The following is a 14,847-nucleotide window of genomic DNA, read 5'->3' on the forward strand; positions in this document are numbered from 1 at the left end:
ATCTGTTTCGTGAGTCTCGCTGCACATGCGCGACGGGACTTGCTTTGGTTTGGGAACGGGGAGATCCGGAACTCATGCACGAGAATCAGGCCGAGCGGCGGCCCAATGGCCAGGAGATACCGATGAACGACCGTGCCGTTGCCGTCGTCGGCATGTCGTGCAGGGTCCCGGGGGCTCAAGACATCCCCAGTTTCTGGAAGTTACTGCATGACGGCGTCGACGCGATCACGGACGCCCCGGCGGACCGGGGGTACGACGCTCCCGAGCTCGCACCCTTCCGCCGGGGCGGCTTCCTCGAGCGCGTCGCCGATTTCGACGCCGGGTTCTTCGGCATCTCCCCGCGCGAGGCCGCGGCCATGGACCCGCGCCAGCGCCTCGCGCTCGAACTGAGCTGGGAGGCGCTGGAAGACGCCTGCGCCGCACCGGACGGTCTGCGCGGCAGTTCCACCGCGGTCTTCCTGGGCGCCACCGGTGACGACTACGCCTCGCTCGTCCACCGGCACGGACCGGACGCGGTGTCCCACCACTCGCTGGCCGGTCTGAGCCGGGGGCTGATAGCCAACCGAGTGTCCCACCAACTCGGCTTCCACGGGCCCAGCCTGACGGTGGACACCGTCCAGTCCTCCTCGCTGGTCGCCGTACACATGGCCTGCGAGAGCCTGCTGTCGGGCGCGACCCGGCTGGCACTGGCCGGCGGCGTGCACCTGAACCTGGTCCCGGAGAGCACGCTCGCCCTCGCCCGCGCCGGCGCACTGTCGCCGGACTGCCGCAGCTACACCTTCGACGCGCGCGCCAACGGGTTCGTCCGGGGCGAGGGCGCCGGAGTGGTCGTCCTCAAGCGCCTCGCGGACGCGGTCGCCGACGGCGACCCGGTCTACTGCGTACTGCTCGGTGGGGCGGTGAACCACGACGGCGACGGCTCCGCGCTGACCGTCCCCGACGGCGACGCGCAGCGGGCCCTGCTGCGGGAGGCGTACGACCGGGCCGGGGTCGAACCCGAAGACGTGCGCTACGTCGAGCTGCACGGCCCCGGAACGAGGGCGGGCGACCCGGTCGAGGCCGGTGCGCTCGGTGCGGTGCTCGGCTCGGGCCGCGACGCCGGACAGCCGCTGCTCGTGGGGTCGGTGAAGACGAACATCGGGCACCTGGACGCCGCCGCCGGAGTGGTGGGGCTGATCAAGGTCGCGCTGTCGATGAAGCACGGAGCCCTCCCGGCGAGCCTCAACTTCGTCGAGCCGCACCCCTCCATCCCCATGGAGGAGTGGAAGCTCCAGGTCAACGCGGCCACGGGGGATTGGCCCGAGGGCCGCCGGATCGCCGGCGTCAACTCGTTCGGCGTCGGCGGCGCCAACTGCCACATCGTCGTCGCCGAGCACCCCGGCACACCGGCGGAGGAAGCGGCGACCACCCCCGGAACGGAATCCGGCGCCACATCCGGAACCGAGATCGCCACCCCGGTTCCGGTGGTGGTGTCGGGCAAGTCCGCTTCGGCGCTGCGCGCCCAGGCCGGGCGACTGCACGAGTGGCTGGAGGCCGCCCCGGACCTGAGCCCGGCGGACGTCGGCTACTCCGCGGTGACGACCCGTTCGGCGCTGAAGCACCGCGGAGTCGTCGTGGCCGGAGACCGCGCCGAACTGCTGGCCGGCCTGACGGCACTGTCGACGGGCGAGGCGTCGCCGAACATCGTGGCCGGCTCCACCACCGCCGGATCCGGCGTGGTGTGGGTCTTCCCCGGCCAGGGCTCCCAGTGGGTCGGGATGGCCCGCGGACTGTGGGACTCCTCCCCGGTGTTCGCCGCCCGGATGACGGAGTGCCAGGAACTGCTGAACGGTCTGGTCGACTGGTCGCTGCGCGACGTGCTCGACGACCAGGACGCGCTGGCCCGCGTGGACGTGGTGCAGCCCGCACTCTTCTCGGTGATGGTCTCCCTGGCCGAGGTGTGGCGTTCGGTCGGCGTGGTCCCCGACGCCGTCGTGGGGCACTCGCAGGGCGAGATCGCCGCCGCCTGCGCCGCGGGCATCATCTCCCTGGCCGACGGAATGCGGCTGGTGGTCGGGCGCAGCCTGGCCATCGACGCGGGGCTCTCGGGCCACGGGACGATGGGCTCGCTGGCGATGCCGGCCGCGGACGTGGACCGCAACCGGGTATCGGTCGCGGCGGTGAACGGCCCGAACGCGGTCGCGATCTCCGGCGAGGTCGACGCGGTGCGCGAGGTCGTCGCCGAGTGCGAGGCGCGCGGGATCCCCGCCAGGGTCATCCCGGTCAACTACGCCTCCCACTCCGTCCAGGTGGAGTCCATCAGGGACGAGGTGCTGCGGGTCGCCGATTCCATCGCGACCACCGCCGTCGACATCGCGTTCTACTCCACGGTCACCGCCCGCCGCACGGACGTGGCGGATCTGGACGCCGGGTACTGGTACCAGAACCTCCGTCAGGAAGTGCGTTTCTCGGAGACCATCCAGAAGCTGGCGGACGACGGGTACACCGTCTTCGTGGAGATCAGCCCGCACCCGGTGCTGACCATGCCCATCCAGGACACCGTGGACACCGCGGTGGTCCAGGGCACGCTGCGCAGGCAGGAGGACGAGTCGCGGCGCCTGCTGCTGTCGATGGCCGAGCTGTACACCAAGGGCGTCGCCCTGGACTGGCGGCCTGCCTTCGAGGGCGCCCACCGCGTGGAGCTGCCCACGTACGCCTTCCAGCGCCAGCAGTTCTGGGTCACCGGTGAGCGCGTCGAGCCGCGCGCGCTCCCGGCGGCCGGAGCCGTGGGGACGGAGCCGGCCGGGGCGGAGTTCGAGGAGGCGCTGTCCCCGGGGATGACCGAGCAGGAGGTGCGGGCGCTGGTCCGCTCCCATGCGGCAGCCGTACTCGGGCTCGCCGACCCCAAACTGGTGGACCCCGACAGCACGTTCAAGGAGCTCGGCTTCGACTCGGTGACGGCGGTGGAGCTGCGCAACCGGCTGAACACCGCGGCCGGACTGCGGCTGCCGACCTCGCTGCTGTTCAACTACCCGACCCCCGCCTTGTTGGTCCAGCACATCCACGAGAAGGTGTCCGGAACCGGCGGCGACAACCGGCTTACGCAGGACGGCAGTTCCGTCTCTCCGGGCCTGGGAGTACCCACCGGCTCCAGCGCCGAGGACGACGCGATCGCGATCATCGGCATGAGCTGCCGGCTGCCCGGTGGCGTGTCCTCTCCCGAGGATCTGTGGCAGCTGGTCTCCGAGGGCGTGGACGCGATTTCGGGCTTCCCGGAGGACCGCGGCTGGCACGTGGACCCCCACGCCGACTTCGCCCGCAAGGGCGGTTTCCTGGCCGACGCCGCGGACTTCGACGCGAGCTTCTTCCACATCAGCCCGCGCGAGGCCCTGGCGATGGACCCGCAGCAGCGACTGGTGCTGGAAGTGGCGTGGGAGGCGCTGGAGCGGGCCGGCCAGGACCCGGCGGCACTGCGCCGCAGCCGCACCGCGGTCTTCATGGGCGCCATGAGCCAGGACTACCTGCCTCGCCTGAGCGACGTACCCGACAACCTCGCCGGCCACGCGCTGACCGGCGGTCACACCAGCGTGGTCTCCGGCCGCATCGCCTACGCACTGGGCCTCGAAGGGCCCGCGGTGAGCGTCGACACGGCCTGCTCCTCGTCGTTGGTCTCGCTGCACATGGCGGCCCAGTCCCTGCGGTCGGGGGACTGCTCCCTGGCCCTGGCCGGCGGTGTGACGGTGATGTCGACGCCCGGCATGTTCGTCGAGTTCGCGCGGCAGGGCGGCCTCGCCGCCGACGGCCGCTGCAAGGCGTTCTCGGACGCGGCCGACGGCACCGGCTGGTCCGAGGGCGTGGGCATACTGGTCCTGGAGCGGCTGTCGGACGCACGGCGCAACGGCCACCGGGTGCTGGCGGTGGTGCGCGGCTCGGCGGTCAACCAGGACGGCGAGAGCAACGGTCTCACCGCGCCCAACGGCCCTTCGCAGGAGCGGGTGATCCGCCAGGCGCTGGCCAGTGGCGGTCTTTCCCCGGCGGACGTCGACGCGGTCGAGGCGCACGGCACGGGCACGTCGCTGGGCGACCCGATCGAGGCCCAGGCGCTGCTGGCGACGTACGGACACGACCGCGAGCAGCCGCTGTGGCTGGGCTCGGTGAAGTCGAACATCGGACACAGCCAGGCCGCAGCGGGTGCCGCCGGCATCATCAAGATGATCATGGCGATGCGGAACGGGATCCTGCCGCAGACGCTGCACGTCGACGAACCGTCGAGCCAGATCGACTGGTCGTCCGGCGCCGTGGAACTGCTGACCGAGCCGCGGGAGTGGACCGCCACCGACAGGCCGCGGCGGGCCGGCGTCTCGTCGTTCGGGATCAGCGGCACCAACGCGCACGTCATCATCGAGCAGGGCGACCCCGACGAGGCCCTCGACCCGGCCGAAGGGCGGGAGCCCGCCGGAGTCGTACCGTGGCTGGTGTCGGCGCGCAGCGCCCACGCGCTGACGGGACAGGCGGAGCGGCTGCGGACGGCGGCGGCCGACGATTCGGCGCCGCACGTCGCCGATGTGGCGCTCTCCCTCGCCACGGACCGCACGGCGTTCGACCACCGCGCGGTGGTGCTGGGCACCGGGCGTCAGGAGCTGCTGACCGGCCTGGCCGCGCTGTCGAAGGGCGAGCGCGCTGCGGGCCTGATCGTGGGCACGAGCAGTGCGGCGACCGCGCCGAACGTCGGTGTCCTGTTCTCCGGACAGGGCAGCCAGCGGCTCGGCATGAGTCGCGAACTCATCCGCACGTTCCCGGTGTTCGCCGAGGCGTGGCGCGAGGTCTGCGCCGTGCTCGACCCGCTGCTGGAACACTCCGTCGACGAAGTGGTGGCGGCCGAGCCCGACTCCGAGCAGGCGCGCCTGCTGAACGAGACTGCGATGACGCAGCCCGCCCTCTTCGCGTTCGAGGTGGCGGCGTACCGCCTGCTGGCATCGCTGGGGGTCACGCCCTCCGTCCTGGTCGGGCATTCGATCGGAGAGCTGGCCGCCGCGCACGTGGCGGGCGTGTTCTCGCTCGCCGACGCCGCCCGTCTGGTGGCCGCCCGCGGCCGGTTGATGCAGGCCCTGCCCAAGGGCGGGACGATGGTGGCCGTCCAGGCGGACGAGGACGAGGTCCGCGACGCGCTGGAGGGCTACGAGGAGTCCGTCTCCATCGCCGCGGTGAACGGCCCCACCTCCACGGTGATCTCCGGTGTCGAGGACGCGGTCGCCGAGGTCGAGGCGACGCTCGCGGTGGACGGCCGCAAGACCACCCGGCTGCGGGTTTCGCACGCGTTCCACTCGCCGCTGATGGAGCCGATGCTGGAGGAGTTCCGCGAGGTGGCGCAGTCGGTGTCCTACGCGGCGCCGCGCATCGCGATCATCTCCAACGTCACCGGCGCCATCGCCGGCGAAGGCGTACTGGAGCAGCCGGAGTACTGGGTGCGCCACGTCCGGGAGGCCGTGCGCTTCGCCGACGGCATCCGGGCCACGGTCGAGGCCGGGGCCGAGGTCCTGGTCGAGGTCGGCCCCGACGGAGTCCTCTCCGCCATGGCCCAGGAGACCCTGGCCGAGGTCGCCCCGGACCTGCCCGCGATACCGGTCGTCCGCAAGGACCGGACCGAATCCCGTTCGGCCGCCGAGGCGTTGGCGCGACTGCACGTCGCGGGAGTGCCGGTCGACTGGCGCGCGTACCTCGCCGCCGTGGGGGTCGCGGGACGCCACGTCGATCTGCCCACCTACGCCTTCGACCGGCAGCGGTACTGGGCGCTTCAGGCGAAGCCGCAGGGCGATGTCAGCAGCGCGGGACTCGCCGCGATCGAGCACCCCTTCCTCGCCGCTTCCACCGACCTCGCCGTCGGCGACCAGCTGGTCCTCAGCGGCCAGATCTCCCTGGACGACGACTCCTGGCTGGCCGATCACGCCATCTTCGGCAACGTGGTGTTCCCGGGAGCGGCCTTCGTCGAGGCGGCAGTGCACGCCATGGACGGCGCCGACTGCCTGAGCATCGAAGAACTGACCCTGCAAGCCCCCCTGATGCTCGGCGAGGGCCCCGTACAGCTCCAGATCGTCGTCGGCGCGCCCGAGGACTCGGGCCGGCGCGACATCGGGATCTACTCCCGTGCGGTGTCCGGCGGAACAGGGCCGTGGACGCGGCACGCGACCGGCGTCCTGTCCGCCGACCCCGGTCAGGTACCGGACGCACCGGGGCTGGACGTGTGGCCGCCGGAGGGAGCGACGCCGGTCGAGTCGGCCGACTTCTACCCGGACCTCGTCGACCGGGGTTACGAGTACGGCGAGACCTTCCGGGGCCTGCGGGCCATGTGGCGCTCGGAGGACGAGGCCTACGGCGAGATCCGGCTTCCCGACGACGCACCGCGGTCCGCCGCGGGGTTCGCCGTCCACCCGGCACTGCTCGACGCGGCCCTGCACCCGATGCTGGCGCTGCTCGCCGGTTCGGACGGCCCGCAGACGCTCCTGCCGTACTCCTGGTCGGGCGTTTCGTTCCACGCGCTGGGCGGCACCGAGCTGCGGGTCCGGGTGGCGCGGAAGGACACCCACGAGGTGTCGCTGCGGATCACCGGTCCCAGCGGCACCCCCGTGCTGTCCGTCGAGTCGCTGACGCTCATGCCCGCCTCCGTCGAGCAGCTCACCGGCGGTGCGGTGACCGATTCGCTGTACGCCGTGGACTGGTCGGCACTGCCCGAGGCGGCCGACCCCGGCCGCACGGCGCCGGAGCTGGAGTTCGCCCACGTGGCGGCGGGCGGCGAGGGCGACGTCCCCGCGGCGGCACGGGCGACCGCCCAAGAGGTGCTCGACCTCGTGCAGAAGCGGCTGCGGGGCGAGCGGTCCGACGAGAACCGACTGGTCATCGTGACCCGGCACGCGGTGTCGGTCACCCGGGACGAGGCCCCCGATCTGTCCAGTGCCCCGGTCTGGGGCCTGGTCCGGTCGGTCCAGGCGGAACACCCGGACCGGTTCGTCCTGGTCGACACGGACGGACACGAGGAATCGCTGCGCGCGCTGGAGACGCTGGAGCTGTCCCGCGAGCCGCAGCTGGCGATCCGCGGCGGCGTCGCCCACGTACCCCGCCTGGTTCCGGCGCCGGCGCCGTCGGCCGAGGCCGGACGGACGGCGTGGAACCCGCAGGGCACGGTGCTGCTCACCGGGGCGACGGGCGCCCTCGGCGCACTGTTCGCCCGGCACCTGGTGGCCGAACGCGGGGTGCGGCACCTGCTGATGCTCAGCCGCAGGGGACCGGCGGCCGAGGGTGCGGCCGAACTGGAAGCGGAACTGACCGCGCTCGGAGCCGACGTCACCCAGGCGGTCTGCGACGTGTCCGACCCGGCCGCGCTGGCCGAGCGGATCGCAGAGATCCCGGCCGGAGCGCCGCTCACCGCGGTCGTCCACCTGGCGGGCGTGCTCGACGACGGCGCCTCGGAGTCGCTGACGCCGCAGCAGTTGAGCCGGGTGTTCGAGCCGAAGGTCGATGCGGCGTGGCACCTGCACGAACTGACGAAGGACCTGGGGCTGTCGGCCTTCATCCTGTACTCGTCGGTCGTCGGCACGGTCGGCAATGCCGGTCAGGCGAACTACGCCGCGGCGAACACGTTCCTGGACGCCCTGGCCGCGCACCGGCGAGCCGCCGGTCTGCCGGCGATCTCACTGGCCTGGGGCCCGTGGGAGCTCGGTATGGCGGGCACCCTCGGCGAGGCCGACCTGGCGCGGTTCCGGCGCAGCGGGCTGGTGCCCCTGGCCGCTGAGAAGGGGACCGCGCTGTTCGACGCGGCGCTGGCACTGGATGCGGCGTCGGTGGTGCCCGCGGTACTCGACAGGGCCGCGCTGCAACAGGCCGAATCCGTACCCGCGCTGCTGCGCGGCCTGGTCAAGCCACAGCGCAAGCGGGTCGAGGAGCGCACCGAGCCGTCGATCGCGCAGCGGTTGAGGGATCTGTCGACCGAGAAGCAGCTCGAGGAGCTGCTGGATCTGCTGCTGTCCACCGCGGCCGTGGTGCTGGGCTACCCGGACGTCGACGACATCGACGCCGACCTGTCCTTCAAGGAGATCGGCTTCGACTCGCTGAGCGGGGTGGAGTTCCGCAACCAGGTCAAGAAGGACACGGGGATTCAGGTCCCCGCGACGGTGATCTTCAACTACCCGACCCCGATGGCACTGGCGGAACGGCTGCGGGAACTGCTGTTCCCCGAGGACGCGCCGGACGCGGAGTCGCCGCAGGCGCAGGACGACGAGGCCGGGGCAGCGGACGAGGTGGACGAGGAGCTCGACGCCATGGACGTCGAGAGCCTCATCAAGCGTGCGTTCGTCGAGTGAGCCGGGCGAGCCGAGTAACCCAAGTGAGTCAAGTGCTTCGAGTGAGTCAAGTGCTTCGAGTGAGTCAAGTGCTTCGAGTGAGTCAAGTGCTGCGAGTGAGTCGAGTGGTTCAAGTGAAGGTGGAACGGTGAAATCCGAAGAGCTCAAGACTGTTCGCCGGTTCGTGAAGGACGAACTCGGTGGGGACAACACGCAGGTGGACGCGCTGTCCGACAAGCCTCTCGACGTGTACGAGAAGTTCCGCGAGACCGGCCTCTCGAACTGGTGGCTGCCCGAGGAACTCGGCGGCCGCGGCCTCGGCCTGGAGGACAGCGTCGAGATCGTCAATGAACTCGCCTACGGCGACGCCGGGGTGGCCTTCACCCTGTTCATCTCGGTCCTGGGCACCAGCATGGTGCAGCTGTACGGGTCCGACGAGCTGAAGGCCCAGTACCTGGCTTCCATGGCGACGCGCGGATCCTTCTGTGCGACGCTGGGCAGCGAGCGCAACGCGGGCAGCGAACTCAGCAAGATCGAGACGGTTGTCTCCCGTGATGGTGACGAACTCGTCGTCACCGGCGCGAAGTTCTTCTCCACCAACACGGATTTCGCGGACTTCCTGATCGTCGTCGCCAGGTCGGCGGACGATCCGGAGGCCTACCACGCGGTCCTGGTGCCGAGGGGGACTCCCGGTGTGGAGATCGTCAAGCGGTGGGACGTCATCGGCCTGCGAGCTTCGTACACGTACCAGGTGAAGCTGGACAACTGCCGGGTCCCCGCCAGCCACCAGCTGGAGGGTTCCGGGCTCCGGCTGCTGGAGATCGGTCTCAACGCCAGCCGGATCCTGATCGCGGCGACCGCGATCGGGGTCGCCAGGCGGATACGTGACCACTGCATGGTCTACGCCAAGAACAAGCCTTTCAGGGACGGCACCCTGCTGGACAGCCCGGTCTTCGCGCAGCGGCTGGGACAGATGGAAATGCAGATCGACGTCATGAAAAGCCACTGTCTCAGGGCGGCCCGTGACTACGACAAGATCATGGAAGGCCCCGACGCGGCCGGCGTCTTCGCCCGGCAGGGCACGCTGAAGTCGGCGTTGACCGCCAAGATGTTCTGCGGCCAGGCCGGCTGGGACGTGGCGAGCACCGGGTCCGAGATGTTCGGCGGGCTCGGGTACACCAACGAGATGCCCATCGGGAAACTGGTCCGGGACATTCGCTACGTCTCGATCGTCGAAGGCGGCGACGACGTCCTGCGTGAGCTGGTCTTCAGCCGGTACGTGATCCCCGTGCCGCGCCGTTCCTAACCTCTGCCGTCGAGGCGCCCCGAAAACCCAGGACAACCCCGTCGTGCACGGACACGACGGGGTTGTCCTGCAACGGAGTTCGGGCGCGCACGAACCCGCCAGGGGCGCGGGCGAGCACGGGGGCGGCGCTGCTGCGGCCCCGGATCAACCCACCTCGCCGACACCGACCGTGGAGAGCCGACCAACCCTCCCGGACCGGGGCAGAGTGCTCGGCCGGCCGATGGCCGAAGTTGTCCCCTGGGAAAACACGGTTCCCGAGAGGCGTGTTTGCATAGGTTCATGATCGTCAACGCACGGGTAACGTCCGAGCCTCAGACGTACGTGGACCACATCCTGGAGCACTGGCACGAGGACGAGGACACCGAGGTACTCGTCCAGGGCGCGCAGCGGCTGACCCGGAGGGAGGCGCGGCAGCGGCTGTTCCAACTGGGGCACGCGCTGCGCCGGCTGGGACTCGCGCCCGGCGACGGAGTGGGGTTGTTCCTGGCCAATCGCCTGGACTCCGTCCTGGTACAGCTCGCCGTCCACCTCATAGGCTGCCGCGTCGTGTTCCTGCCGCCCGAGCCGGGGCCCGGCGAGCTCGCCGCGCTGGTCGAGCAGTCCGGGGCGCGCGCCGTGGTCACCGACCCGCTGTTCGCGGGGCGGGCCGCCGACGCCGCCGGCCGCAGCGTCCACGCACCTGTGCTGCTCGGTCTCGGGCCCTGCGGGCAGCGGTGTACGGACCTGCTGGCCGTGGCCGCCGAGTGCCCCGCGGTACGCCCCGAAAGCGTGCCCGCCCCGGGAGCGGACGAGCCCATCACCGTCCTCTACACCGGCGGTACCCTGGGCCGCCCCAAGCTCGCCGCGCACAGCCACCGGCTCTACGACGCGCTGCTGGACCTGGTGGAGGACACCCAGCGGGACTCCCTCCCCGCTGACTCCTGCCCCGCTGACTCCTGCCCGGCTACGGACCCGACCGCAGACCCCGGCCCGGACCGGGTGCTCGTCGCCACGTTGCTCACTCACGGCAGCGGCCACCTCACCTCGCTTCAGGCGCTGTTGACGGGCTCCACCCTCGTCGTGCTGCCCGAGTTCGAAGCGGGCGCCACACTGGCCGTACTGCGCGAGGAGCGGATCACCGCCACCATGTTCGTACCGCCCATGCTGTACGCACTTCTCGACCACCCGGAGTGCGGGCCGGGCACACTGCCCGCGCTGCAGCGGATCCTCTTCGGCGGCGCCGCCACGTCACCCAGCCGGCTCCAGCAGGCGGTCGAGGTCTTCGGGCCCGTACTCAGCCAGGGCTACGGGCAGTCGGAGGCGCTCACCATCGCCGGGTTGAGCGCGGAGGCCCTCGCCTCGGAGGGAGCCCGGCGGCCCGAACTCTGGCGCAGCTGCGGCCGCGCGGGTTCCCACACCGAGATCGAGATCCGTGGCGAAGGCAGCACGGCTGCGCTGCCCATCGGGCAGGTCGGCGAGGTGTGCGTCCGGGGCAAGTCGGTGATGCTCGGCTACTACGAGGACCCGGAGCGCACCGCGGAGGCGATGCACGACGGCTGGTTGCGCACCGGGGACATCGGCTATCTCGACACCGATGGGTATCTCTATCTCGTCGACCGGGCCAAGGACATTATCGTCACCGGCAGCACCAGCGACAACGTCTACTCCCGGGTCCTGGAGGACTTCCTCCTCACGCTGCCCGGCGTGCGCAACGCGGCAGCGCTGGGCGTTCCGGACGACGACTACGGGGAGGCCGTGCAGATCTTCCTGGCCACGGCCGAGGGCGCTGACGTCGACCCGGACGTGGTCGGCGCGGCGGTCACCGCCGAGCTGGGAGACCTGTACACGCCCCGGAGGACGGTCCTGCTGGACCAGCTGCCGATGACCAAGATCGGCAAGGTGGACAAGAGGGCGCTGCGCGCCGCGTGGACGGGCGCGGCCTCGGATACGCCGTAGGCACGACGTGGCCCGACCCACCCCTGGCGACGGGGCTGAATCCTCTTCCGCCTCCACCGCCTGGGGTGCGTGGAGGGGCCGCGCGGGCCGGCAGCCACGAGGAGGACGAAGCATGGTGATCGCGATCGTCACCGTGGTCGGAGTGCTGCTCGTCTACGTGTGCAGCGTGACGCTGCTCGAACGGAGGAGCCGGAGCCGTGGTCGATCCGCACCGGCCACCGCGGCGGATCACTGGACACGGGCAGGGGGCACGGGCAGGGGCATGAGCCGCAGCCGCTCCTGGCCGGACGAGCGGCTGCTCGAGGCCGCCCAGGGCGGCGGGGTCACCTCGCTGACCGCCGTGGTCATGGAATCGCAGCCCCGTGTGCGCAGGCTCGCACTGTCGCTGTGCGCCACACCCCAGGACGCCGAGGAAGCGGCTCGAAGCATGGATCATCCTCTACCGGGAGATCGGCACGCTCCGCGCCTCCGGCCCCCTGGCCTCCTGGCCTCCTGGACGTTCCGCATCGTGCGCGACGAATGCCTGCGGAACCTACGGCTGCTCACCCCGGCGCCGGTCGCGGAAGCGGTCGGCATCGAGCCGGTGCCCTCCACGGAGAGCTCGGTCCCGCGGCGGCTGGACGCCGAACGGGTCGCCGCCGCGTACTCCTCCTGCGCATGCACCAGCCACAGCTGCGGCGGCTCCCCCCTTCCCGGGGAGTGCCACCGGCTCCATCGGCTGCCCCACGCGAAGCGTCTTCGTCGAGAGCTTCACGGGGGACCGGCCCGCCCGTTCAGTGGGTGGCCACGGGCCGGGCGAACGCGGTGAGGCAGTCGCGTACGGCCGCGCCGACCGCGTCCCACTGCTCGCTGAGATAGAAGTGGCCGCCGGGGAAGACGCGCATCTCGAAGGCCGCGTGGGTGTGGTTCTCCCACGCCGCCACCTGCTCCACCGTGGCGCCCGGGTCCTCGTCGCCGGTCAACCCCGTGATCGGACAAGTGAGTTCGGGACCCTCCTGGTGGCGGTACGTCTCGATCGCACGGTAGTCACCGCGCAGCGACGGCAGGATCATCCGCACGACCTCCTCGTCCTCCAGGAGGCTGGAGGCCGTGCCGTTCTGTCGTCGCAGCTCGTCGATCAGGCCCACGTCGCCCCTGAGGTGGATGTTCCGCTCCACGCTGGGCAAGCACGGCGCACGGCGGCCGGAGACGATCAGCCCGAGCGGGTTGTGATCGCCCTGCCGCTGCATGCGGCGGGCGACCTCGTAGCCGACGACGGCACCCATGCTGTGCCCGAAGAACACCAGGGGCCGGTCCGTCCACGCCTGGATCTCGTCGTGGACGCGGTCGGCCAGTTCGGGGATGGACACGCACGCCGGTTCGTCGCGGCGGTCCTGTCGTCCCGGGTACTGCACGGCCAGCACCTCGGCCGCCTCACCCACCGCGGCAGCCAGGGGGTGGTAGAACGGTGCCGCACCGCCCGCGTGCGGGAAGCACACCAGGCGTACGGGCGCGTCCTGTCGAACCGTGCGACCAACTCCCCGTATCCACAGGTCACTTCGGTCACCGATCTGCGCCATGAATTCCGCTTCCTCTCGGTCGTGCCGGGCCGGACGACGTGCTGACGACATCGGCGAAGCACATCGTCGCGTGGATCGCACCTCTCCGCCATGCTGTTGTCCGCAAGCTGCCAAGCCGCGAGCGCATGATGCCGCCTGGATGAACGTATTGAACCAAGCGGACCTCGGGAGCGCCCGGTGGTGACGAAATCGGCCGGTCGGAGATTGGCTGACCTCCATTCGGTCAACTAGCGTTCGCGGCGTGAGGATGCGCCGTAATTCTCGTCCCGAAGAATGGGAAACCACCCCGGATCTTCGCGATATCCGCAGGCAGCGGGCGACGCGCAACCCGTCCGGGCAGCCGCGGAGAATGGCAACTACCTGACACATGTGAGGGGTTGTCCAGCATGACCTTGACTGAGGCATGAGTTGTTCGAGATGTTCGTGCAGACGAGGCCACAACCACGTGCTGCTTCGCTCTGGCTCATTCGATGAGGCGCAGCCGCAATTAAGCTGCCCGAACTCCGCATGAACGACAAGAATGACGATCGGGGCCCGACGCGAAATCCTCCGGGTCTTCGCGATCCTGACGACCGGGCAGGGGTTCTCCGGCGGAAGGGCTCCGCTCCGATGTTCGGGCACCGCCCGCGGATCGACTTCGCGGATCGACCTCGAAGAGGGCGTGCGGGAGCTGGGCGAAACCGCTACGCGGGAGGAACTCTCATCGACGCACAGCATGTGACACGCGAGTCCCGGCCGGTGCGCGAGTGCGCCGGACTCGGCTCAGCGGCCGAGTCCAACGCCTGGTTCAAGCAGCTGGTCGCGAGCGGCTCGACGAGCCTGCCGGTGGCCTTCGACCTGCCGAGCCGGATGGGCCACGACAGCGACTCCCCGATCGCGTCCGGCAACGTGGGCAGGGCCGGGGTGGCCATCGACTCCATCGACGACATGCGGGTGCTCTTCGGCGGCATCCCGCTGGCCGAGGTCTCCACGTCGCTGCAGATCCACGCTCCGGGCGGTGCGCCGTTCCTGCTGCTGTGCCAACTGGTGGGCGAGGAACAGGGCGTCGCGGCGGGCCGGCTCGCCGGCACGCTCCAGAGCGACGTGCTGACGGAGTACGTGCGGAAGGAGTACGTCGAGCGGGAGTCGTACGCCTTCCCGCCCGAGCCGTCGATGAGGCTGATCGCGGACGTCTTCCGGTACTGCGAGGCCGAGATGCCGAAGTGGGGCACGGCGGCCGCCGGGTTGGACGCCGACGACTTCGCGCCCCGGCCTTCCTTCCTCTTCGCCGCGCGGACGACGGTCACCGATCTCGCGGTCGAGGTCCGGCAGGCCGAACGTCTCTGCAAGCTGCGTGCCGTACGCGACTTCCTGCGGGTGCATGACGCACTCGTCCGGCTGAAGAGGGCGGCCGAAGGCGTCGACAACGTCCTCTATCCCATGAAGGAGGCCCTCGCCGCGTACGCCACGGTCGGCGAGGTCTGGGACGTCCTGCGCGAGGTGTGGGACACGCCCTCCCGGGCGGTTTGAGCCCTGCGCGGTCCGCCGGTCACGGCCATCGCCCGGGGAGGGGGTGCCGGATGGAGGGGGTCACCGGGGGCGCGGGCGATTCGTCGAGTGCGGCCAGCGCGTGTACGCCCGCCGGCTCCTCGCCGGCGGCGAAGTCGCGCAGGGCCCGCATGCCGCTCTCGTCGGAGGCGACGACCGGGCTGCCCTTCGGGCGTACTCGATGCGGGACGGCAGCACGTCAGCCAGC

7 protein-coding genes are annotated in these 14,847 nt (G+C 71.0%); 5 read left to right on the forward strand and 2 right to left on the reverse strand.

Annotated features, from left to right (window positions below; all coding sequences use genetic code 11):
• The first annotated feature begins 122 nt into the window (after window positions 1-122).
• The 4 genes from OG594_RS35230 to OG594_RS47190 all read left to right on the forward strand — a co-directional run bounded on the left by OG594_RS35230 (window position 123) and on the right by OG594_RS47190 (window position 12,361).
• A complete protein-coding gene (locus OG594_RS35230; protein WP_266606435.1) occupies window positions 123-8,333 on the forward strand; it encodes a type I polyketide synthase in 8,211 nt (2,736 codons plus the stop codon).
• Between the two features lie 127 nt (window positions 8,334-8,460).
• Window positions 8,461-9,618 (forward strand): acyl-CoA dehydrogenase family protein, encoded by a 1,158-nt coding sequence (locus OG594_RS35235; protein ID WP_266606436.1) that lies wholly within the window; start codon window positions 8,461-8,463, stop codon window positions 9,616-9,618.
• Between the two features lie 279 nt (window positions 9,619-9,897).
• The gene (locus OG594_RS35240; RefSeq protein ID WP_266606437.1) at window positions 9,898-11,553 is read left to right on the forward strand and encodes a class I adenylate-forming enzyme family protein; all 1,656 of its coding nucleotides are present in this window, start codon (window positions 9,898-9,900) and stop codon (window positions 11,551-11,553) included.
• A 112-nt stretch (window positions 11,554-11,665) separates the two neighbouring features.
• On the forward strand, window positions 11,666-12,361 hold the full coding sequence (locus tag OG594_RS47190) for a hypothetical protein (protein WP_323185387.1): 696 nt from the start codon (window positions 11,666-11,668) through the stop codon (window positions 12,359-12,361).
• Here the strand turns inward: OG594_RS47190 and OG594_RS35250 are convergent.
• Window positions 12,327-13,112, reverse strand: coding sequence for a thioesterase II family protein (locus OG594_RS35250; RefSeq protein ID WP_266606438.1), 786 nt, complete (start codon window positions 13,110-13,112; stop codon window positions 12,327-12,329). The two genes, OG594_RS47190 and OG594_RS35250, sit on opposite strands and share 35 nt — an antisense overlap.
• A gap of 717 nt (window positions 13,113-13,829) precedes the next feature.
• Between OG594_RS35250 and OG594_RS35255 the strand changes: the two genes are divergently transcribed.
• Window positions 13,830-14,621 (forward strand): methylmalonyl-CoA mutase family protein, encoded by a 792-nt coding sequence (locus OG594_RS35255; RefSeq protein WP_266606439.1) that lies wholly within the window; start codon window positions 13,830-13,832, stop codon window positions 14,619-14,621.
• 19 nt (window positions 14,622-14,640) lie between these two features.
• On the opposite strand, the gene OG594_RS47195 is transcribed toward OG594_RS35255, so the two are convergent.
• Window positions 14,641-14,772, reverse strand: coding sequence for a hypothetical protein (locus tag OG594_RS47195; protein ID WP_323185389.1), 132 nt, complete (start codon window positions 14,770-14,772; stop codon window positions 14,641-14,643).
• Window positions 14,773-14,847 lie beyond the last annotated feature (75 nt).

The organism is Streptomyces sp. NBC_01214, assembly GCF_026340975.1.
In the GTDB taxonomy this organism is placed as follows: Bacteria; Actinomycetota; Actinomycetes; order Streptomycetales; family Streptomycetaceae; genus Streptomyces.